The sequence below is a fragment of the Streptomyces sp. MMS24-W38 genome, from assembly GCF_059889265.1.
Genome location: NZ_JCBCPP010000001.1, coordinates 172404 through 190883 on the forward strand (window position 1 = coordinate 172404; position 18480 = coordinate 190883).

The 18480-nt window shown below is 70.0% G+C and carries 17 protein-coding genes and 4 pseudogenes; 7 read left to right on the plus strand and 14 right to left on the minus strand.

Annotated features, from left to right (window positions below; translation table 11 throughout):
- Positions 1 to 550: 550 nt before the first annotated feature.
- The 7 genes from AC6F7H_RS00400 to AC6F7H_RS00430 form a co-directional block, all read right to left on the minus strand.
- On the minus strand, positions 551 to 1135 hold the full coding sequence (locus tag AC6F7H_RS00400) for a TMEM165/GDT1 family protein (protein ID WP_500754490.1): 585 nt from the start codon (positions 1133 to 1135) through the stop codon (positions 551 to 553).
- 820 nt (positions 1136 to 1955) lie between these two features.
- A complete protein-coding gene (locus tag AC6F7H_RS00405; protein ID WP_500754492.1) occupies positions 1956 to 3347 on the minus strand; it encodes an LCP family protein in 1392 nt (463 codons plus the stop codon).
- Positions 3348 to 3485: 138 nt separating this feature from the next.
- Positions 3486 to 4559, minus strand: a complete 1074-nt coding sequence (locus tag AC6F7H_RS00410; protein WP_500754494.1) for a sodium:calcium antiporter — start codon at positions 4557 to 4559, stop codon at positions 3486 to 3488.
- Positions 4560 to 4874: 315 nt separating this feature from the next.
- Complete coding sequence (locus AC6F7H_RS00415; protein ID WP_500754495.1) at positions 4875 to 5450, minus strand: DoxX family membrane protein; 576 nt, start codon at positions 5448 to 5450, stop codon at positions 4875 to 4877.
- Between the two features lie 178 nt (positions 5451 to 5628).
- The gene (locus tag AC6F7H_RS00420) at positions 5629 to 6384 is read right to left on the minus strand and encodes a helix-turn-helix transcriptional regulator (protein ID WP_500754496.1); all 756 of its coding nucleotides are present in this window, start codon (positions 6382 to 6384) and stop codon (positions 5629 to 5631) included.
- 171 nt (positions 6385 to 6555) lie between these two features.
- Positions 6556 to 7383: an HARBI1 family protein gene (locus tag AC6F7H_RS00425; protein WP_500754497.1), complete on the minus strand. Its 828-nt coding sequence runs from the start codon at positions 7381 to 7383 to the stop codon at positions 6556 to 6558.
- 1344 nt (positions 7384 to 8727) lie between these two features.
- Entirely contained in the window at positions 8728 to 8913 is a 186-nt protein-coding gene (locus AC6F7H_RS00430) for a hypothetical protein (protein ID WP_500754499.1), read from the minus strand.
- A 29-nt stretch (positions 8914 to 8942) separates the two neighbouring features.
- Here AC6F7H_RS00430 and AC6F7H_RS00435 point away from each other — a divergent pair, with 29 nt between their 5' ends.
- The 4 genes and pseudogenes from AC6F7H_RS00435 (at position 8943) to AC6F7H_RS00450 (ending at position 10614) form a co-directional block, all read left to right on the plus strand.
- Complete coding sequence (locus AC6F7H_RS00435) at positions 8943 to 9122, plus strand: hypothetical protein (protein ID WP_500754501.1); 180 nt, start codon at positions 8943 to 8945, stop codon at positions 9120 to 9122.
- A gap of 386 nt (positions 9123 to 9508) precedes the next feature.
- A pseudogene (locus AC6F7H_RS00440) lies at positions 9509 to 9670 on the plus strand (IS6 family transposase); the annotation flags it as partial.
- A 273-nt stretch (positions 9671 to 9943) separates the two neighbouring features.
- Positions 9944 to 10216 carry a hypothetical protein gene (locus tag AC6F7H_RS00445; protein ID WP_500754502.1) on the plus strand — a complete coding sequence of 91 codons (273 nt, stop codon included), beginning with the start codon at positions 9944 to 9946 and terminating at the stop codon, positions 10214 to 10216.
- On the plus strand, positions 10216 to 10614 hold the full coding sequence (locus AC6F7H_RS00450; RefSeq protein ID WP_500754504.1) for a PIN domain-containing protein: 399 nt from the start codon (positions 10216 to 10218) through the stop codon (positions 10612 to 10614). Before AC6F7H_RS00445 ends, AC6F7H_RS00450 begins: the two co-directional genes overlap by 1 nt.
- 121 nt (positions 10615 to 10735) lie before the next feature.
- On the opposite strand, the gene AC6F7H_RS00455 is transcribed toward AC6F7H_RS00450, so the two are convergent.
- The 3 genes and pseudogenes from AC6F7H_RS00455 to AC6F7H_RS00465 all read right to left on the minus strand — a co-directional run bounded on the left by AC6F7H_RS00455 (position 10736) and on the right by AC6F7H_RS00465 (position 12764).
- A complete protein-coding gene (locus AC6F7H_RS00455) occupies positions 10736 to 11218 on the minus strand; it encodes an integrase core domain-containing protein (protein ID WP_500754506.1) in 483 nt (160 codons plus the stop codon).
- Positions 11219 to 11752: 534 nt separating this feature from the next.
- Complete coding sequence (locus AC6F7H_RS00460) at positions 11753 to 11884, minus strand: hypothetical protein (RefSeq protein WP_500754508.1); 132 nt, start codon at positions 11882 to 11884, stop codon at positions 11753 to 11755.
- A 158-nt stretch (positions 11885 to 12042) separates the two neighbouring features.
- Positions 12043 to 12764 (minus strand): annotated as a pseudogene (locus tag AC6F7H_RS00465) (IS6 family transposase).
- A 304-nt stretch (positions 12765 to 13068) separates the two neighbouring features.
- Between AC6F7H_RS00465 and tpg the strand changes: the two are divergent.
- Positions 13069 to 13509 (plus strand): annotated as a pseudogene (tpg, locus tag AC6F7H_RS00470) (telomere-protecting terminal protein Tpg); the annotation flags it as partial.
- Positions 13510 to 14120: 611 nt separating this feature from the next.
- Positions 14121 to 14630, plus strand: coding sequence for a DUF6082 family protein (locus tag AC6F7H_RS00475; RefSeq protein WP_500754509.1), 510 nt, complete (start codon positions 14121 to 14123; stop codon positions 14628 to 14630).
- Positions 14631 to 14693: 63 nt separating this feature from the next.
- Here AC6F7H_RS00475 and AC6F7H_RS00480 read toward each other — a convergent pair whose 3' ends face one another.
- Positions 14694 to 14933, minus strand: coding sequence for a hypothetical protein (locus AC6F7H_RS00480; RefSeq protein WP_500761599.1), 240 nt, complete (start codon positions 14931 to 14933; stop codon positions 14694 to 14696).
- Positions 14934 to 15241: 308 nt separating this feature from the next.
- On the opposite strand from AC6F7H_RS00480, the gene AC6F7H_RS00485 reads away from it, so the two are divergent.
- The gene (locus AC6F7H_RS00485; protein WP_500754511.1) at positions 15242 to 15376 is read left to right on the plus strand and encodes a hypothetical protein; all 135 of its coding nucleotides are present in this window, start codon (positions 15242 to 15244) and stop codon (positions 15374 to 15376) included.
- A gap of 32 nt (positions 15377 to 15408) precedes the next feature.
- Here AC6F7H_RS00485 and AC6F7H_RS00490 read toward each other — a convergent pair whose 3' ends face one another.
- The 3 genes and pseudogenes from AC6F7H_RS00490 to AC6F7H_RS00500 form a co-directional block, all read right to left on the minus strand.
- Complete coding sequence (locus AC6F7H_RS00490) at positions 15409 to 16068, minus strand: nucleotidyl transferase AbiEii/AbiGii toxin family protein (RefSeq protein ID WP_073759566.1); 660 nt, start codon at positions 16066 to 16068, stop codon at positions 15409 to 15411.
- Complete coding sequence (locus AC6F7H_RS00495; protein WP_500754513.1) at positions 16065 to 16427, minus strand: hypothetical protein; 363 nt, start codon at positions 16425 to 16427, stop codon at positions 16065 to 16067. Before AC6F7H_RS00495 ends, AC6F7H_RS00490 begins: the two co-directional genes overlap by 4 nt.
- Before the next feature lie 446 nt (positions 16428 to 16873).
- Positions 16874 to 18410: pseudogene (locus AC6F7H_RS00500) on the minus strand (ISL3 family transposase).
- Between the last annotated feature and the right edge of the window lie 70 nt (positions 18411 to 18480).

The window sequence follows — 18480 nt, forward strand, 5'->3', positions numbered from 1 at the left end:
ACCCAGGCCCGGAGCCCCGGACCCGTCGCACCCACGCCCGAGCCGGAGCCGACCCCGAACGCCGGCGAGTTAGAGGTCGCGCAGATAGGCGGCCAGCAGGGACCAGCGGGCAGACAGGACAGGCACAGGTTCCGTGATCGTGGAGTTGCGACGCTCTGTAAGCACAGGGAAGACCTGCGCCTGCGCGCCATCACGGCCGGAATGCCGTCGCCGACACCGCACCCTCACCAACAACCCAGCTGTCTCCCCGGCTCTGCCGCCTTACCACCTACCGCGATCGCAGCAGCGCAGGGTGCTGTGGAGGGGGCGCGCCCGACACGCGCGCGCCTCGGGGCCCGCCGCCCACGGCGATCCCGGTGAGGAAGAACAACGCGCGCCGGGCGAGAATCCGGCATGACCGACCGCCGCCCGCTGGGCACCGGACCGACCCGCACCGCCACCGAAACGGAGCTGCCGCCCGCGCCACGCGCCCGGGCCGAAGTGATGGGCAGGATTTGGCCCTGTCCGTTGTCCGCCGTCGGGGCCGCACCGCGTGCCCTGGTTGGTCGGGTCAGCCGGTGAAGGCTTCGATGAGGGTCCAGATGGCCAGTGCGGCCATGCAGGCGCCGCCGATGCGCTGCACGGTCTTCAGGGGTACGCGTTTGGCGATGAACTTGCCGACGAGGAGGGCGAGGGCGGAGACGGACATCAGGGCGGCGGCGGAGCCGATGGCGGTGGGGAGCCAGCCGTTGGTGGCGGCGAGGTTGGCGGTGGTGATCTGGGTGAGGTCGCCCCATTCGCTGATGAAGACGGCCATGAAGGCGGTGGTGTAGACGGGCCAGAAGCCGGTGACGGTCTTGGTGCCGGCTTCGTCGTCCTCGTCGTCGCTTCCGCTGCGCAGCAGGACGAAGGCGCCGAAGGCGAACAGGGCGGCCGAGACGAGTTTGACGGCCAGGCCGGGCAGCAGGCCGAGGAGGCTGCCGGCGCCCACCGCGATCGCGACGTGCACGATGAACGCGGTGGAGGTGCCGAACCACACGTACAGGGGCCGCATGCGGGTGCCCATGGCCAGTGAGGCGAACATCGTCTTGTCGGGGAGTTCGGCGAGGAAGATCAGCCCGAAGGCGGTGATGATCGCCAGGGGGTCGAAGGTCATCAAAGTGCTTTCTGCTGGGGCCGGGCCGCGGGCTCGTACGGCACCCAGGCGGGCGACGGGGAACCTTCTCGGCCCGGCACGACGGAGCCGCCCGCACGGTCGGTGCAGGCGTGGGTCATGCGTTGGCCGAAGGTCTCGTCCGCCACGGCAGTTGCCGAGGCCCGGTGGCCGGGACAGTGCCCTGTCCAGCGTGTCGACCAGCGGTATTGCGGGACTACTCCCCTTCGCTGCCCCAATCCTAAAAGATCAGCAATGGGAAGGTAAGGCGGGTACTGGTGTCGCCTGTCACCCGCTGCCCGTGCGGCCCTGGGGAGCAGTCCGTGTTCGGTCATGCGGTGCCGCATGACCGAACACGGACTGTCCATCGTGCAGGGGCAGACCGCCCTCGCCGTGCCAGGCCGCTGCCACGGCGGCATGGGCGGCTGTGCAGACCCAGCAGCCTGGTATGGGCACGAAGCCGTTCGACGGCGGCAGCGTACGCGGGTCAGGCGGGGCGGTGTCGTTTGTGAGGCGTTGCGGTCAGGGTGAGCAGGCAGCGGCCTGGTGCGTGGCGGCAGGAGTTGGTGAGCAGTTCGCTGACCACGAGCTGGACGGTCTCCTGGGCGTGGCCGGGCAGGGTGTGTTCGAAGGCGGCCTGTGCTTCGGTGAGGAACCCGCGGGCGACGGCACGGGCTTCGGCGACGCGGGCCGGGTCGCCATCGTAGGCGGCGGAGACCGTGAGCGGCTCGTCTGCCGGCCGGGCCGGGAAACTTCCTGGGTGGAGAAAGTCCGGGTGGGAAACGGGTGTGCTCGCCTGTCATGTGTCGGTCCTGTCTTTGGGTCAGCCGTCGAGGGCGGGCATGTCGGGACCGATGGTCAAGGTGACCGTGGCGGGGGCTGATTGTTCGGACAGCGTGGGCGTCACGCCGGGCAGGTGGCCGGCGAGCGCCTGGGCCTGCTCCGACTGGCCGTGGGCGTAGGTGAGGGTGGTTTTGCTGACGCGCGCGGGGGCATCGCCGGTGGCGGTGATCTGGAAGCCGAGGGCGCGCAGCTGGTCGGCGGCCTTCAGCGCCTGGCCCTTGGTGCCGGTGCCGTTGAGGACGGTGACGTGCACCGTGCTCGCGGGTGCGGGTAGCTGGGCGGTGGCCTTCTTCAGGTCGGCCTTGGTCATCTCCTGGTCGTGGTTGAGGGCGGTGAACAGCTGGCGGGCGGCGGGCTGCTGCCAGGTGACGTTGGCCTTGTCGGTGGGCACGTCTCTTTCGCGGGGGTAGTTGGGGACGGTCAGGAAGGAAATCCGATCGGTGGCTATGCCCTTCACGCTGGAGGCCAGGCTGTACAGGGGGTCGATGCCGGCCAGGTCGGGATCGGTGGTCAGCGACTTGGTCGCGGAGTTCAAAAAGCCGTACAGGGCGGTGGGGTTGTACAGCTTTGATTTCGCGCGGTCGGCGAGGGACTGCATGAACTCCTGCTGGCGTCCGATGCGGCCGATGTCGGAGCCGTCGCCGATGCTGTAGCGGGCGCGGACGTAGCCGAGGGCCTTGTCGTCCTTGACGATCTGGCAGCCGGCCTCCAGGTCGAGGTGGGCCTTGGTGTCATGTATGGGCTGCTTCGGGCAGACCTCGACGCCGCCCAGGGCGTCGACCATGCCGGTGAAGCCGCGAAAGTCCACGATCAGGAAGTGGTCGATGCGGACCTGGGTGTTGGCCTCGACGGTCTTGATGGCGCAGGCGGCGGCCTTGGCCGTGTCGCCGGTGGTGCCGCCGATCGCGAACGCTTCGTTGATTTTGAAGTGGTGCGGGGTGGACGTCGAGCCGTTGCCCCGGTCACAGGCGGGTACCTGCACCCAGGAGTCGCGGGGGAAGGAGACGACGGTGGCCCATTTCCCGTCGCCGCCGGTGTGGAGCAGCATCAGGGTGTCGGACTGCATGGTGGTGAGGTCCTTGCCGTAGGACTCGCCGAGGCCTTTGCGGCTGTCGGAGCCGATGACCAGGATGTTCTCTCCCCCGGCCGCGGCCTTGGGCCGGTTGTCGCCCAGCGCGTCGCCGACGTCGGCTCCCTTGATGTTGCCGTTGAGGTGGGTGTACGCCCAGCCGCCCACTGCTGCGGTGCCGAGAGCGAGGACCGACGCGGCGAGCGCGATCCACCGGCCGATACCTCGTCTGGCGCGTCGCCTGCGCCGACGCGATCCGGCTGGAATCTCCTGATGTGCGGTTCTGCGTGCGTGTCCTGCCATGGCTAGGGGCGTTCCTTCGCTGTGCCGAGTGTTGTATAGATCCACGGGAGTGGCCCAGCCGCCGCACAGGGGGTTCCGGACAGCAGCGCGATCCCCGTGCCGCCGCCCGGGCCCAGGCGGCGGCACGGGCGGGCTCGGTCAGCTGAGGATGGGAACCAGGCCCAGGCCGAAGAGCACGTAGAAGCCGGTAGCGACCGCAAGGCGCGCCGGCGTGAGCTTGTGGGCGCGCATGGTCAGCAGCAGGTAGACGATCGCCGCCATGGTGATCAGTCCGGACCACAGCAGCGCGGCATCGAAGTGCCAGCTGGTGAACAGGAGGCCCAGGCCGGAGGGGACGGTGGCCTGGGCCATCATGGCGCCGGAGATGTTGGCCAGGGCCAGCTGGGTTTTGCCCTGACGGACCCAGATCACCGCGTTCATGATCTCCGGCAGCTCGGTGGCGATCGGGGACAGCAGCAGGGCGGTGACCGAGGCGGACAGGCCGAGCATCGGGCCGATGGCGTCCAGCTGCTTCACGAACAGCTGCGACGCGAAGAAGATCACCACCAGGGTGACCAGGGTCTGCGCGAGGACGGCCCAGGTGGCCGGGGAGGCGGCCCTGGGCTGGAACTTCAGCGGCTCCAGCTCCTCCTGCTCGCCGTCCTCGTCCTGGCCTCCGCGGATCTCCCGCCAGAAGTAGACCGCGTAGGCGGCGAAGAACAACAGGCCCAGCACCGGCTTGAAGGCGAACGCGACCAGGCCGAGCGCGACCTTCACGGTGAAGATCGGCAGGAACCACTTCTGGTCCTTGGCCAGCCGCTTCATGTCCTTCGCGGTACCGAGCGCCTGCTCGGTGTCACTGGCCGGCCGGGCGGGCATGTCGGGGCCCCTGCCGCCTGCGGGGACCAGCGCGGCAGTGCGCTCACGCTCCTTGCGGCGCTTGAGCAGCAGCATGGCGCCGGTGACGCCGTAGGCGACGGTGGCCAGCGCCAGCGGGCCGCCCATCGCGGCGCCCACGCCGATGTTCTTGGCCTCCGCGGTGGCGCCGGTCGTGACGGCCACGAGGGTGACGACGGACTCGGGCAGTGCGGTGCCGAAGGCGGCCAGGATGGTGCCGACCGCCATCTTGCCCACGTTGAGGCGCTCGCCGAGCCACTCGACGGCGTTGACGAACCACTCACAGGAGAGATAGATCGCCACCGCACAGGCGATCAACCAGATGAAATGGATCACGGGTCTCGGTTCAGCCTTCCCGCACCGGCGGGGGCTTCGAGAACGACCGCGCGAGGGGAATGGCGGCAGCTTCGACCCCACCGACGCGCATACGTCGTCGACAAAGGGCCGAAGGTCTCGCCCACCCGCACCAGCAGCGCGGGCCCGGCCGCCGGGAACCCGGCGCTGGGTTCCAGTGTGTCGACGACCGGTATTGCGGGGCTACTCCCCTTCGCGGCCGCGAGCATACACGGTGATCGTCGACGTCCCCAAGGCCGTGCAAGTACCCCGCACGGCAGGCACCGCCGGGAAAAGCGGAGCGGGTGGGCGTTTCGTTCAGAGGCTGAGTGTGATCGCGGCGGCGACGCCGCCCAGGCCGAGGGCGAAGGCTGCCTCTTTCCAGCCGCCCTTGCCCCAGCGGAAGAGGCGGTCGGCAGCCAGCCGGCCCGGACCGATGGCGGCGACGGCCAGGGCGACGACGGCGATGCAGACGTTGTATTCCACGCCGCCGTCCGTCTCCCACAGGCCGTGGACGCCGGTGACCGTGGCCATCGCATTGATCATGACGCCGATCAGGGCGGCGGCCGCCAGCGGCGTCAGCAGGCCGAGGGCCAGTCCGAGGCCGCCGAGCAACTCGGACAGCCCTCCGATCGCGGCGAAGAGCCCTCCCGGGTGGTAGCCCAGGGCGGCGAACCCCTTGCCGGTCGCCGTCAGACCCTCGCCGCCGAAGAGCCCGAAGACTTTCTGAGCACCATGGCCGGCCAGCAGCAGGCCGAAGGTCAGCCGGATGAGCAGCAGGCCGCAGTCGGCGGCGGTCGCGATAGGGGCGGTGGTCGTAGGTGCGCTGGTGGTGGGATGCGCTACTGGTTCCGTGGAAGAAGCAGGACGGTTCAGGATGCGCTTGGTCAACATGGCAATGCTCCGGTGAGAACGCCAGAACGGGCGTTTTCCCCCAGCTCGGACACGGGCCGAGCACCGGTCACGAGTGAGCCCCCCGCAGCGGCGCAGAGCGCCCTCCCCCCACCCGGTCCTTGCGCAGCGGGCAGGGTCGAGCACGGGCGGCGGCCCGCGCGGGCAGGGCAGCGTCCGGTCAGCGGTCTCGCGCCATTTGGCCATCACCATCGGTGCCGCTGGGGCCCAGTCGCACGCAGCATTCCCCGGGCTCGGGGGCCAGGACGGCCTGGACCCCGCTGACCTGGAGGCCGGTGAGGTAGCCGCTGAGGAAGGCCTGGTTCATGCCGCACACCAGGTCGGGAGCCTTCGCGGCCAGCGGATGGAACGGGCAGTTGCGCAGCCGCAGCCGGGTCGGTCCTTCCCGGACCGGCTCGTAGCCGTACCCGTCCAGCAGCCGCTCACAGGCGGTCAGCCCCCGCTCCGGGCCCAGGCGCCCCGGACGGATTTCCTCCCGCGCGGCTTCGCCCATCTGCCGGCCGCGCCGTTCGGCGGTCCGCACCGCCGCCTGCGCGGCGTTTTCGTCGGCCTCCTCGGTCAGGACGGCGTCCAGGAGGAGGTCCGCCAGGAGTTCGTGGCGCCGGTCGGGGATGCTCACGGTGATCTGGGCATCGGTGGGCTCGTACACCTTCGGCCGCCTGCCGACCTTGCGGATCCCGCCGGGCGTCTCGTACCGGGCACGCAGCAGGCCCGCGTCGACGAGCTTGTCGAGGTGGAAGGCGGCGAGTTTACGCGAGATGCCGACGCTGGCGGCGGCCTCGTCGCGGGTGACGGCGCGGCCCGCACGGCGGACGAAGGCGAACATGCGCCGCCGTGAGTCCTCGCTCAGCACGCTGACGGAGTCGATGGCGGCGTTCGCCGCATCGGCCTGCCACTGAGTCGGGTCAGAAGCCACAAACACCACAATAACTCCCACCCATGTGGGCGCAAGTGCTCTTTCAGGCGCGCTCTGCTGGGCGTCCTGACATCACCCCTCAATAAGACCCGCACTTATTGGCGCAATAGCGGGAGGTTGCGACGACCAGTGAGCCTTTCCCAGTAACGGATCATGACGGTGTGTGATCGTTCAGATGGTGCGGTCGTACTCGAGCTGGAGCAGGACGAGGGCCGCGGCGGCGATCTTCGTGATCTGGCCGGGGTCGAGGCTGACTCTGCGCAGGGCCTTGAAGGTCGTCTTGAACAGGGAGTTGGCGCGTTCACAGATGCCGTGGATGCCACGGATGACCTTGTTGTATGTCTGTTGCTCCTCGGTCAGCTCACCGCCGACAGGCTTCTTGTGCGGGTGGCGGAAGCCGTCGCCGGCGTTCTCGTAGCCGAGGTCGACCAGGGTCGGCATGTCCAGCTCGGCCGCGATGCGGCCCAGGGCGTCGACCAGCCCGTGGTGGCGGGCGCAGGTGGTGTCGTGCTCCCGGCCCGGGCGGACCGGCGAGACCCAGATCGGCCAGCCGTCCGGAGTGGCGATGACCTGCACGTTCCCACCGTGGTGCCGATGCTTCCCGGACCACCACAGGTCCGCCCCGTGGGGGCCCGGGGCCGCGACCCGGTCGGTGCGGATGACCGTGCCGTCCAGGTTGAGATGGGTCAGGCTGGCCGCCTTGGCCCGCTCCAGCGCGGTGGCCAGATCCGGCGCTCCGGCCGCCAGGACGGTCAGCCCCTCGTGCAGGTAGCGGTAGGCAGTGGAGGACGACAGGCCGTTGTCGCAGGCGAGTTGGGCAAGACGGGTGCCGTCGATGAACCAGCGCAGGATGAGCACGGCCTGCCGGAAGCAGCCCAGCGCGCGTCGTCCCCGGCGGGTACCGATCGTCGAACGGTGGTCCCGCAGCGGCCGGGCCAGGTGCTCGGCGGTGGACCAGCGGACATCGAGCACGGCGGTGTATGTGACACTGGTCGGCACGTGAGGCCCCTCGGTCGGATCTTTTCTGTCGCAAGATCGTTCCTACCAGGGGCCTTGCGACTGCCCGGAGTTGGGGTCTACAGGACGCAGCACAGCCCGGCGATCACAGTGAGCGACGACCGGTTACCGGGAAAGGCTCAATGAGTCGCAGCTTCAGGCGAAGCGTCCCGGCAGTGCCTCGCTCGCCGACCCGTACGGTCACCCGTTCCACCCGATCCTGGTGACCGTGCCGATCGGCGCCGCCGTCACGCTGAGTCTCTGACAGCATTCCGGCAGCCGTGCCACACGGTTATTTCGCCAAAACGGCGATCCCAAAGGGCGCCGTTTACGTAATCACCTGGGGATACGTCCCTGGTCGGCTGGTTCCCGTGCAGCAGGGATCTTGGATGCGAGACGTGCCTGCACCGCAAGTTCCGTGCCTGGTGTGGTTGACGCACCAAAGAGGGCGTGCAAGAGCTCGAGGCCGTGCTCGGCGATGGCAAGTGCAGCCGGCCCCTCATGCCCGACTCGCACCGGACGCTGCCCTCACACACCTGTCACGGACCGTAGCGGCGTGGCAACGGCAGACCCCCTTGACCACTCCCCTTGACCGGGCTCTGGCAGGGGTGGTCAAGGGGTTTCGCCGTCGCCTCGCGCCGCTGCACCACTACCATCCGTGACTCCCCGTGCGGAACGCACGGGCGCCAGGAGCGCGGGGCCGACGGCGAGGGCGTCTGACAAGGCGCTCTCCAGGGTGCCCCGGAGGGGCATTTCGCAGGGCGCCTCACCGATCCGGTCCTGACGGGAAAACCCGCACGTCACAAGCGTGATCAAAGGGGAGCCGGGCGCGCCGACTACTTCCTGGGAGACCCCTTTGCGGGGCCTCTGCGGGCGGTACCGGCCCGGTTCCGCCGGGACCCGGCGCCCTGCTCCGGTCCGGGCAGCGCCGCCGCCCGGACCACCGTCTGGTGCTGCCCGGAGTCCACCGCCTCGCCCGCGCGCGACACGCGCGCACCCTGGGCCGGAGCAGCCGACCGAGCAGGGAGGAAGAAGTTCCGGTGGCGGGGAGAATCGGGCGATGACCGACCACCGCCGCCCGCTGGACACCGGACCCACCCACACCGACGAGTCCCGCATGCGAGACACCGGCCCGCCCGCGCCGCGCGCCCGGCTCGCCGCCGAACGCCTTCCCGCCGCCGCCCCGGCCGCCACCGAACCAAAACCACGTCCGGACGCCGGACGCCGCCCCTGGGCGCCTGCCCCACCCTTCCCCGCGTTCCGGGCGCCTCACCGGCCGGGTGAGCGCGGCGGCCCCGCCGACGCGCACCACCCGAGCCCGCGCAACGTGCCGCAGCCAGTGCCGCGTCAGTCCCGGCGCCGACCCAGGCACAGCAGGACACGGACACGCTGCGAGCCGAGCTGGACCGGCTGCGCCACGAGCACGCCCTGGCGCTCGCCGACGAACGCACCGCCCGTCAGCTCGCCGAGGCCGAGGCCGAGGCCGGGGCCCGGCACCTCCAGGCGCGCCTGGACGAACGCGCCGCCCCGCATCGAGGACCTGCAGCGGGGCCGACACCCCGATGCGGCGCCTGAAGGACCGCATCGTCGACCGCCGCGGCACCACGGCCCGCAACGTGGCCAAGACCGCCGCGGCCCGCAAGCTGCTCACCCTGGTCTGCTACGCCCTGCGCGACGGCGAGGTCCGCTGCCTGACGAAGCCGGACCCGGCGCGAGCAGGCCGGAACGCGGCCGACGCGTGATCGCGCACTGTCTGGCCCCGGCGCATGCGGCGCGGCCGTTAACGTGATCGATCCCGTCGGCCGTCGCGGAACGCCCCATGCACAAGCTCGTCCGGCCGCGGGGCCGGACGCAGCCGCGAAGGGATGACCGGCAGCCGAGCCTGCCCACCCACGACCACACCTTTGGGGCGAGACACCACAACTCCATACCCCCGGTCCCCGGCGCCGCCAGTGTGCGCCGACCAGGTGCGGCCTCAAGGCCGTTCGTCCTCGGCTCCGCCTGCGGGCGCTCCGCCTTGACCCCGCGCCTGGGCTCGGCGCTGCCCGAACTCAGCCGGAAACCGGGAAAACAGACGGGGGTAACACCCTTGACCGGCCCCGCTCCTTCAGGGATGACAGCGCCATGCCGCTCCAGCGGAGCAGCCCAGAGGTTCCTGGCCGCCTTCAGCCGGATCTCCGGCCACTTCCGGCCCCGACGCCATCTGATCACAGCGAGTGACTACCGCACCGAGATGACCGAACGGTTCCGTATCTGGAAGACCGTCACCGGAGCCCTCACGGCCGCCTGACCAGGATGCCCCTCGGCCCGGCCGAACGCACCTCCAGCACACCTCAACTCGCCTGCCGAAACAGCAACTTGGCAACGCCCGATCAACTCCAAGATCATCCCGGGCCGGTCAGTCAACCGGCAACGCCGATATGCGCCCTTGACCCCTTCGGGCGGTGGACACCGCGAAGCGACCGAGGACACTCTCCAGCGCGTGCGCGGAGATTCTCAGGGGATACCGCCACACCGAAACCATTCCTCTACCGTGAGTAGAGAAACGCGGTAGAGTCGGGGTATGGCAGACGAGACGAGCATCAAGGTGAGCACGGCAGCGAGGGACCGGCTGGCCCGGCTGGCGGCCGAGCACGGCACGACCATCCGCGGCCTGGTCGAGGACCTCGCGCAGGGCACCCCGACCCAGGCCGAGTACGCCGAGCGGGCCGAGCTGGCCCGCGCCGAGCTCTCCTCCGCGCTCGGCAGCGCGCCGAGCCCGGAGGCCGAGGCGAAGGCGCGGGCGCTGCTGGAGCGCCTGGGCGGGGCGCAACACATCCCGCAGGCGGCTGCGTAGTGAGGACGATCCCGGTCGTCCTCGACCACACGACCGCCGCGGCGCTGTACGACCCGAAGGATCCGTTCAACGAGGCGGTCGCGGCGTTTTACGTGCAAGCCTCCGGCGGGCTGGGCAGCCTGTACGCGCCGGTGCTGTCGCTGACAGCCGGCGACGCCGAGCAGCCCGGGCTGCTCGGCTACATCAAGGGGCTGCGGTTCATCCAGCTCGAGGCGTTCGACACCGACGCGGCGGTCACCGCCACCGAGCTGCTGCGCTTCGGGCACTCCTGGGCCGCCGTCCACGCCATCCACGCTGCCCGGCCCTCCGCCGCGCACCCCACCGGGCGGTTCCTGCTCACCCTGACCCCGAAGGCGTACGCGGGCACCGGCGTCCAGGCCGTCCACCCCGACCAGTAGGCGTCGGCGCCCGGCGCTCATGTGTGGCGGGACGGCCGGTATGAGAGGTGGCCATCACAGCAGCCGCCTCCCGCACCGCGGCGGGCGAGCATTGCGGGTGCCGAGTAATCATCCGCCCTGGTCAAGCGGCGTATTGGCACTCGTGGAGGGTTGCCCTTGCCGAAAACGTCGTCCATTGAGGTCGTGCGGCATGTCGGTACTCGTGGAGATTGCCGCCGAGGCGATCGCGGCGGCGTATGTCGCGGCGGGCGATCTCGTCCGGATCAGTGATCGGCGCGGGCCATGGATACAGCGGGCGGGCATGCGCAAGGCCCCGATGCGGCCGAGGGGAGTGGCAGCACTGCTCGAACGCGCGCACGGCGTGGAGTAGATGCCGCTGATTCCAGAGCAACGTGCGGTCCGGCAGCTCGCGCCGGCAGGTCCGCACCCACCGCTCCATGATCGAGTTCATGCGCGGCACCCGGACGCCGCCGAGCACCACCTCGATGCCCGCATCGGCGAGGACTGCGTCGAACAGGGCGGGGACCTTCCCGTCCCGGTCGCGGAGCAGGAACCGCGCCCGGCAGCCGGCGTCCTCCAGGTCCAGGACGAGGTCCTTCGCCACCTGCGCCCCCGGGCGGCGGTCGGGTGTGCCGGGACGCCCGGCATCCGGATCCGCCGACAGGCGTGCTCGATCACCGCGCGCACGTACCTCTGGGCCCCGGGCCAGGTGACCGTCGCGAAGAAGTTGTCCGTCGGCCGCGGCGTCGGCCGGCGAGCGCGAGAAGTCCGCCCCCGTACTCGAGCTCCGTGGGGTGACGGATCGAGCCCGGCCTCCCGCAGGATCTCCCAGACCGTAAAGGGGGCCGCCGTCACGCCCGGCACCGGCAGCTCGCCGTGGAGGCGCCGGCAGCCCCCCGGGGGATTTTCCTGTGCCGGGCGCGGCACCGGGGCGCGGAGGGAGCGCACGGTGCGGGGCCGGCCCGGGCGCTTCGGCCGGGATCGGTTGGCGTGGCGGCGGGCGACCGGGGCGCGGTGCCGACATGGCACCGTGTCCGGCCGGACCGGCAGCCGCAGCCCGTGCAGCACCTCCGACGGCAGCCGGTACGGCAGCGCCGCCCAGAACGCCAGGGCTGGACCGCGCCTTCCCCTTCCCGGGTCAGTACTCCAGCCCTGGCAGTTGGTGGCGCAGGGCGCGGATCTGCACGTCCTTGTCCCGATCACTCCTCGACAGCAGGCGCAGCCGGGCGAACGCGTTCGCCCGGCCCGACTGGGCCAGTGGCAGGGGCACGGTCGGTCATCATGCCGCGTTGGTCGACAGCCGCGCGACGGCGCGGACTCGATCGACCGCGCTCGGCATCCCGTATATTCGGCGCTGTCACATTATTGGGTGCGTAAGTCTCTGACGGCGCGTCGGGGCGTGGTGGGGGCCGGGTTTCAGGCCGGTGCTCAGGCCTCGGCGGGCTGGCCGGCGGCGCCGGTGATCTGGTCCCAGATCGCGAAGCGGAGGGTCATCTCCAGGCGGTGTTCGGCGGCGGTCATCAGGTGGCGGCGGGGTCGGAAGTGGGGTGAGATGCCGCTGAACGCGGCCAGGAACCGCTGGGCCGCGCCGACGCTGCGGAAGCTCTTCATCGCGCGTTCGCGCCGCCTCGTCGGCTGGTGGGAGTTCTCGGCCCGACTGTTCAGGCCCTTGTGTCAGCGCAGCGGTGCTCGACGGAGGGCATGACCTCGCGGTGGGCCGCGCGGTAGGAGCGGAGCCTGTCCGTGACGATCACCCGGGGCATCGTGCGGGTCGTCTGCAGCAGGCGGCGGAAGAAGCGCTGGGCCGCGGCCTTGTCCCGGCGGGACTGGACGAGGATGTCGAGCACGGTGCCGTCGGCGTCGACGGCCCGCCACCGGTACTTCCGTTCTCCGTTGATCGTGAGGAAGACCTCGTCCAGGTGCCACTTGTCGCCCGGCCTCGCACGCCGGCGGCGCAGCGCGCCGGCGTAGGACTGCCCGAACTTCAGACACCACCGGCGGATCGTCTCGTGGGACACCATGACGCCGCGCTGCAGCATCAGCTCCTCCACCTCACGGAATGACAACGGGAAGCGGAAGTACAGCCACACGCAGTGGGAGATCACCTCCACCGGGTACCGGTGCCCCTTGTACGACGGCGCACTGTCCACCGAGGACTCCTCCCAGCCTGATCAACCCGAAGATCATCCCACCCGGTCAACCAACGTGACAGCGCCCGTTTCCGCTCTGGTAGACGCCCGCGAGTCGTTCATCGTCGTAGATCCTGTTCATGCCAAGAATGCTTCTGGGTCAGGTCTCCCAGAGCAAGACCGCCGATCCGTGCGGCGGCCCGCACGTGTGCGGGCCGCCATGGAAGGCAGGGCAGTGTTCAGCCGGCCTTGGCGGACTCCTCGGTGCGGGCTCGCGTGGAGGCGATCGCGATGCGGTTCTTCTCCTCGCGTTCGGTCAGGAGGAGCGTTCGCCCGCCCCGTCCCCACGTCGGCCGGCGCGCAGATGCGCTACCTGGTCGGGCAGCTCAACGGCACCCGCGCCGTGACCGACGCGCTCGGTGTCTCGCAGCGCACCGTGGAGCGGTACGTCAAGGACCAGTCCGCCGCCCCGTGCCCGGACCTCGCCCAGCGCCTCCAGGACGCCGTCCGCGCCCGCTGGCAGCCTCGTATCCGCGAGCGCGCCCGGCATCACCGACGATGCGCGGATCCGTCATCTCACCCTCGCCCTGCCTCCGCAGTACGCGACCCGCCTGTCGACGCGCAGGAGACCGGCGCCAGTGAGCGACAGCTGCGTGACATCGCCGTCGAGGGGCTGGGTGAGGTGCACTTCCGCGACGGCGGCCGTCGCGCCCACGGTCTTAAGGTTCAGTTCACGGACGTTGAGCACTTGACGTTTGCCCTGTAGAGACCGTACGCGCGGGTGAGTTCGGCCGTGCTCTATCTCGCGGAGCTGCTTGGCAAGGCCGAAGTGCACGTCGTGGGGCGTGTGCGGGCCGATCCCGGAGTGCTGGTGCTCCTCGTTGTACCGGGTGAAGAACTGGGTGCACACGCCCGGGCGTCCTCGAGGGATCCGAAATGCCCGCCGGTCCGGCAACCCAGCGGCGCCCATAAGCTGCTGCGCACCCGGACCCTCGACTGCCTGATCAACGAGTACAGATATGCAGCGTGACGTGCAGCGATGACTTTTCGAGCAGCACACGACCGACGCATGCCCCGGAACGTGGTCGGGCGCATATACGAGCATCGCCGCGAAGTGAACGATTGTTAGCAGCGTTCGCGGGGCAGACGTTGGACAAGGCGCCGGATTGAGCGACCCTCGCTTCCTTCCGTGCGCCTCCTCTCCGCCTCCCAGCCGATCAGAGCCGCTCGGCACCCTGGAAGGCGGCACGCGCCGCCCACCGCTCGCCGGTCCCCACCGTCGACCCGCACCCCGACGACCGGCGGACGGCCGCCTGATCGGGGGTACTTGCTATGGGCACATGGAAATTTGGCCAGCGCGGGCTTGATGCTGCCGCGGTGGCGAGCCTGGGGATGGCCATGGGCGTCCTCGCCACCGCGGCGACCCAACGCCACACGCTGGAGTCACTGCGCGCTCGCCTGGAACGCCTGGAACAGCAGGCACACGCCCAGCGACACGTCAATCTGGCGAGCCAGCAACGCCAGCACTGGGAGCTGCTGAGCAAAGCCATCGACGATCCCGAACTCGCCGAGGTCCTGGATATCTTCGAGGTGCCCGCCTCACCGGTAAGGCGGCGACAGTACCTCTACGCCAACGCCCTCTACACCAACCTGCTGTTCTACTACCGCATCGGGAACCTGACCAAGGACGAGTTCTTCAAGCGCGTCCGAGGCACCTTCCAGAACCCGATCGTCAGGGAGTACTGGTACGCCACCGCACAGCAGCGGGCGAGTATCGCGGACACCGAAGAGGCGGAACTCGGGCTGACGGTCGACGATCTGCTCCGGCAGTTGGAGGAGGCCGACACCGAGGAGTGGTGGGTGGTCGGCGAACCTCCCGCCGAGTGATGTCGGCGGAGCGCCGGCCCGGGGCCGTGTCACCACGCCCAGAACCGGGCCGCCGGGACGTGGTCAGGCGTCGGGAATGTCGGCCTTCGCCCTGACCAGGGTCTCCCGCGTGATCATGACGATCCGCTCGTAGTCCGCGCGCGCAGCGTCCGGGGGGAGCCCGGCGTCCAGCGAGTCGGTCACATCCGTACCGATGACGGCGAAGTTCCCGTCGGCCAGCTCAAAAATGTCGGGACACGTCCCACCATTCGTGCTGCCTCGGTAACGCGGAGCAACGCCAAGGCGGCGGATGATCTGGCTCACTGTTGAATTTCCTTTGTTCTCAAGGCGCACGCGCGCCTGCGCCCGCTGCCGCGCGATGCGCGATGGCATCGTCCCGAAGCCTGAGTCCCGATCGCGGAAGGCTCGCCACGTACACAGTCGCCGCATACCTCAACGGGCGCAACGCTTGCGGGAAGTCCTACCACCATCCGAAGTACGCCACTCGGGGCGCCGATAAGAATCCTGTCAGCGATCCTGCTGGTCAATTCCGTGCCGTCCGGTGTGACGGCTCATTGGCCAGGGTGGTGATCGTTTTGCCGTTCCGGTTGCGGGTGGGGTGCTGGATGTCGATGCAGTCGCGGCCTTGGCCGCAGGTGGCCCTGGCGCTCGTCGCCGCCCTCGACGGCCACTGGGACACCGTCCCCTACCCGCCCGGCGGCAAGACCGTCCGGGCCGAGCCCCTCGACACCACGACCCGTGCGTGAGCACGCCGACGGGAGAGGGGTACGGCCTCTTGTCAGGCGTTCTCGTCGTGGATCCGCGCCCCCAGGTCCTCCGCCCACTCCAGCGCCCACGCCTTGAGTTCTTCGATCTGCCGGGAGGTGAGCCCGTACGCGGTGTAGTCCTCGTCCTCGTACCAGTCCGCGCCGATGAGCCGGTCCCGGAGGTCTTCGAGGCTGAACTCGTCATGGGCACGACGGCGGCCCAGGGATTCGAGGTCGGCGGTGGAGCGGTGGCGGGAGGCGGCCTGGACGTCGATGAGGTCGCGGACGGTGCCGCGGTCGGCGAGGGCACGGACCTTGGTGCCGATCACGTCGTCGAGGGAGAGGACGGGGCCGTAGGGGGTCTGGGCGGGCGGGGCCCAGAACGCCTCCTTGAGGACGTCGACCTCGCACTCCTCGCCGGTGTCCGGGTCGGTGACGAGGAACCGGCCGCTGAGCGGGTCGGTCTGGACGTGCGTGGTCCGCCATCCGCGCGCGCTGAGGCCTGCTGTGAGTGAGGCGACGATCTCCTGCATCGGGGCGGGGTTCTCGGTGGCGACGTCGAGGTCGCGGCTGAAGCGTTCGACCAGGCCGTGGGCCTGCACGGCGTATCCGCCGGTGAGGACCAGAGGGTAGGGGGAGCCGAGGTCGAGGATGTCGGCGAGGAGACGCTCGTGGAGCGGAGTGAGCTTCACGCGGCGGTCGTGTCGGCCGGAGCGGTGCGGAGCAGCTCGGGGAAGGCGTCCTCCCAGACCTCGCGGATGTAGGGGCTGACCAGGCGGCGCAGCACGGGCCACTGCTCGGCCAGCAGCCGGTGGTGGAGGAAGGCCGCCAGGTCCTCGCGCAGTCCTTCGGCGAGGACGGTCCGATAGAGCGTCATGCGGGCCTTCGGGCGGTCCAGGCTGTAGCTCGTGCGCCCGGACCAGACGATGTGGAGCGGCAGGTCCACATTGCCCTCGATGGGACCGGCCAGCTCCTGCAGGCGCTCGGGCAGTCGGCTGCGGTAGCGGTCCCGCAGCACCTCGGCGCGGGGGGCGGTGGTCGTCGTGTCCATGCATCCAGTATCGCTGGTGCGGCTGCCGCCCCTTCTCAGCGGGCTGCGGTCAAGAGGAGCGCGACTCCGGCGAAAGGCGGGTGCGCAGCGGAGGGCGCTCGAGCCATTGGAGTTCTCTGCGTGAGAGGAGGCGCTGGGACGGCGGGCACCCATGGCGGTGTCGTCCGCGGGGGTACGCGTGGAGGTCGAGGCGATACCCACCACCGAGGGATCACGCCCCTCGACTACGGCCAGACCGTGCCCCTCGTCGCCACCTTGGAGCAGCTGCGCGAGCGGGGCGAGGGCGTGACGGTGAGCAGACGCTGACCGCCGCGCTCGACAACCCGACAACGATGTCCTCTACCACCGCCAGACCGCCTGCGCCGACGCGGAAGAGGAGCAACACCGGACCAGGGTGTGTCCAGTAGACGGCCCTGTCTCACATTCGGTGGTGACGGAGGGTGACGCTAACCGAGAAGGATGCGGTGGCGGAGCAGGTTGAAGCGTGCCCGGCCGTACATCTGCCGCGCGATCAGCTTGGTCTTGGTGTTGACGCCTTCGGTGCCCCCGTTGTGGTACGGAAGTGTGAACGCGGCGATGACGGCGTCACGGTCCCGCTCCAGGCCCCGGGTGAAGGCGTGCAGGTGAGGCAGATCGGCAGCGCGGACCTGAGTGATCCAGCCCGCGAGCACGTCGGCATTGTCTGGGTGGGGTTTCAGGAGCTGGGCGAAGTTCTCGATATGAGCGGACAGTTGAGCCATCTCGGGGCAGGCGGCGGTGAGCCGGGCCAGGAGGTCTCGGTGTGCGGCCTTGAGGTTGTCGAGCCTGGTGAGCAGCATCCGGGCGAGCCTGCACGGGGAGATGTGGCTGCGGTCGGCGTCCGCGCGGCCTTGGTTGATGTACTTGTGCAGGAGGTTGAGGCAGCCCGTGAAGCCGAGGGCTTTGATCTCTTCGAAGAGGTGCTGGACGGGGACGGCGGGGTCCTCGGCGCGGCGTTTGCGTAGGTGCGCACGGTAGGGATCGACGAGGCTGGCAAGGTACTTGGGGACGCGGAGCATCCGTTCGGGCCGGTCGGCTCGGGCGTAGCGTTTGACGGTGTTCAGGGCCAGTTGCAGTCGGCGGGCGCATTCGAGCAGGCCCACGCCCTGGTCGAGCAGGTTGTGGACCTGGTGCCGGCGTTCCAGGGTGGTCTGTGCGCGGGGCCCGTTGTACAACGGCGCCTCCAGCACGGTGGCCCAGCAGTTGCTGTGCGCCCTGACCTCGCACAGGGCGGCCTCGCACAGGTTGAGCCAAAGATGCCAGCGATCACCAACCTGCACCGCATCGGGCAGCGCACGGCGGATGGGCCTCGGCGTAGGTCGCGGAGCCGTCGCGGCACACGACCTCGACGCCTGGATGGGCACGCAGCCACGCCTCCAGGGTGTCGGCCGTGCGATCGGGCAGCACGTCGATCCGCTCGTGGGTCTCGGCGTCGATCACCACGGTGGCATAGCGGTGCCGCCGGCACAGAGCGAAATCATCGACACCGATCACGCGAGGCACCCGCCCCATGGACAACGGGATGCACAACAGGGTGCGCAGTGCGGTGTGACGCGACAAGCTCACCGCGAGTATCGCCGGCAAACGAGCCCCCGCCCGGCCCGCTAACTCCTTGACCACGGCTCTTACTTGCCTGGTCAGACGAGTGGTACGCCGCTGGTATCGCTCCAGTACCCCGGGCACCTGCTCGCGGAAGGTGTGCCGGCAGCCGCGCGTGGGACACACCAGGCGTCGCACCCGCACACGGACCACTACCCGCCGCCCGTCCACCGGTACGTCGGCCACCGTCCGCAGGTGAAAGCCGTGCACCCGCCCTGACGGCGCCCCGCAGCCCGGGCACAGCACCGCGTCCGCCGGCGTCCGCGCTCGCACCAGAATCCGCTCGCCCTCGTCGGCCACGTCCTCGATGACCAGCGGCAACAGCCCCGAGAACACCACATTTACAAGCTCGTTGACATCGCGCACATGAATCTCAACGATCCCGGCAACCCTCCGTCACCACCGAATGTGAGACAGGGCCGATCATTGAACACTC

Excerpts from the sequence above, each read along its gene's own strand:
- AC6F7H_RS00405 (WP_500754492.1), bottom strand. The coding sequence starts at position 3,347 with ATGGCAGGACACGCACGCAGAACCGCACATCAGGAGATTCCAGCCGGA.
- AC6F7H_RS00400 (WP_500754490.1), bottom strand. The coding sequence starts at position 1,135 with ATGACCTTCGACCCCCTGGCGATCATCACCGCCTTCGGGCTGATCTTC.
- AC6F7H_RS00415 (WP_500754495.1), bottom strand. The coding sequence starts at position 5,450 with ATGTTGACCAAGCGCATCCTGAACCGTCCTGCTTCTTCCACGGAACCA.
- AC6F7H_RS00430 (WP_500754499.1), bottom strand. The coding sequence starts at position 8,913 with ATGCGGGGCGGCGCGTTCGTCCAGGCGCGCCTGGAGGTGCCGGGCCCC.
- AC6F7H_RS00495 (WP_500754513.1), bottom strand. The coding sequence starts at position 16,427 with ATGGACACGACGACCACCGCCCCCCGCGCCGAGGTGCTGCGGGACCGC.
- AC6F7H_RS00435 (WP_500754501.1), top strand. The coding sequence starts at position 8,943 with ATGCGGCGCCTGAAGGACCGCATCGTCGACCGCCGCGGCACCACGGCC.
- AC6F7H_RS00445 (WP_500754502.1), top strand. The coding sequence starts at position 9,944 with ATGGCAGACGAGACGAGCATCAAGGTGAGCACGGCAGCGAGGGACCGG.
- AC6F7H_RS00485 (WP_500754511.1), top strand. The coding sequence starts at position 15,242 with ATGCAGTCGCGGCCTTGGCCGCAGGTGGCCCTGGCGCTCGTCGCCGCC.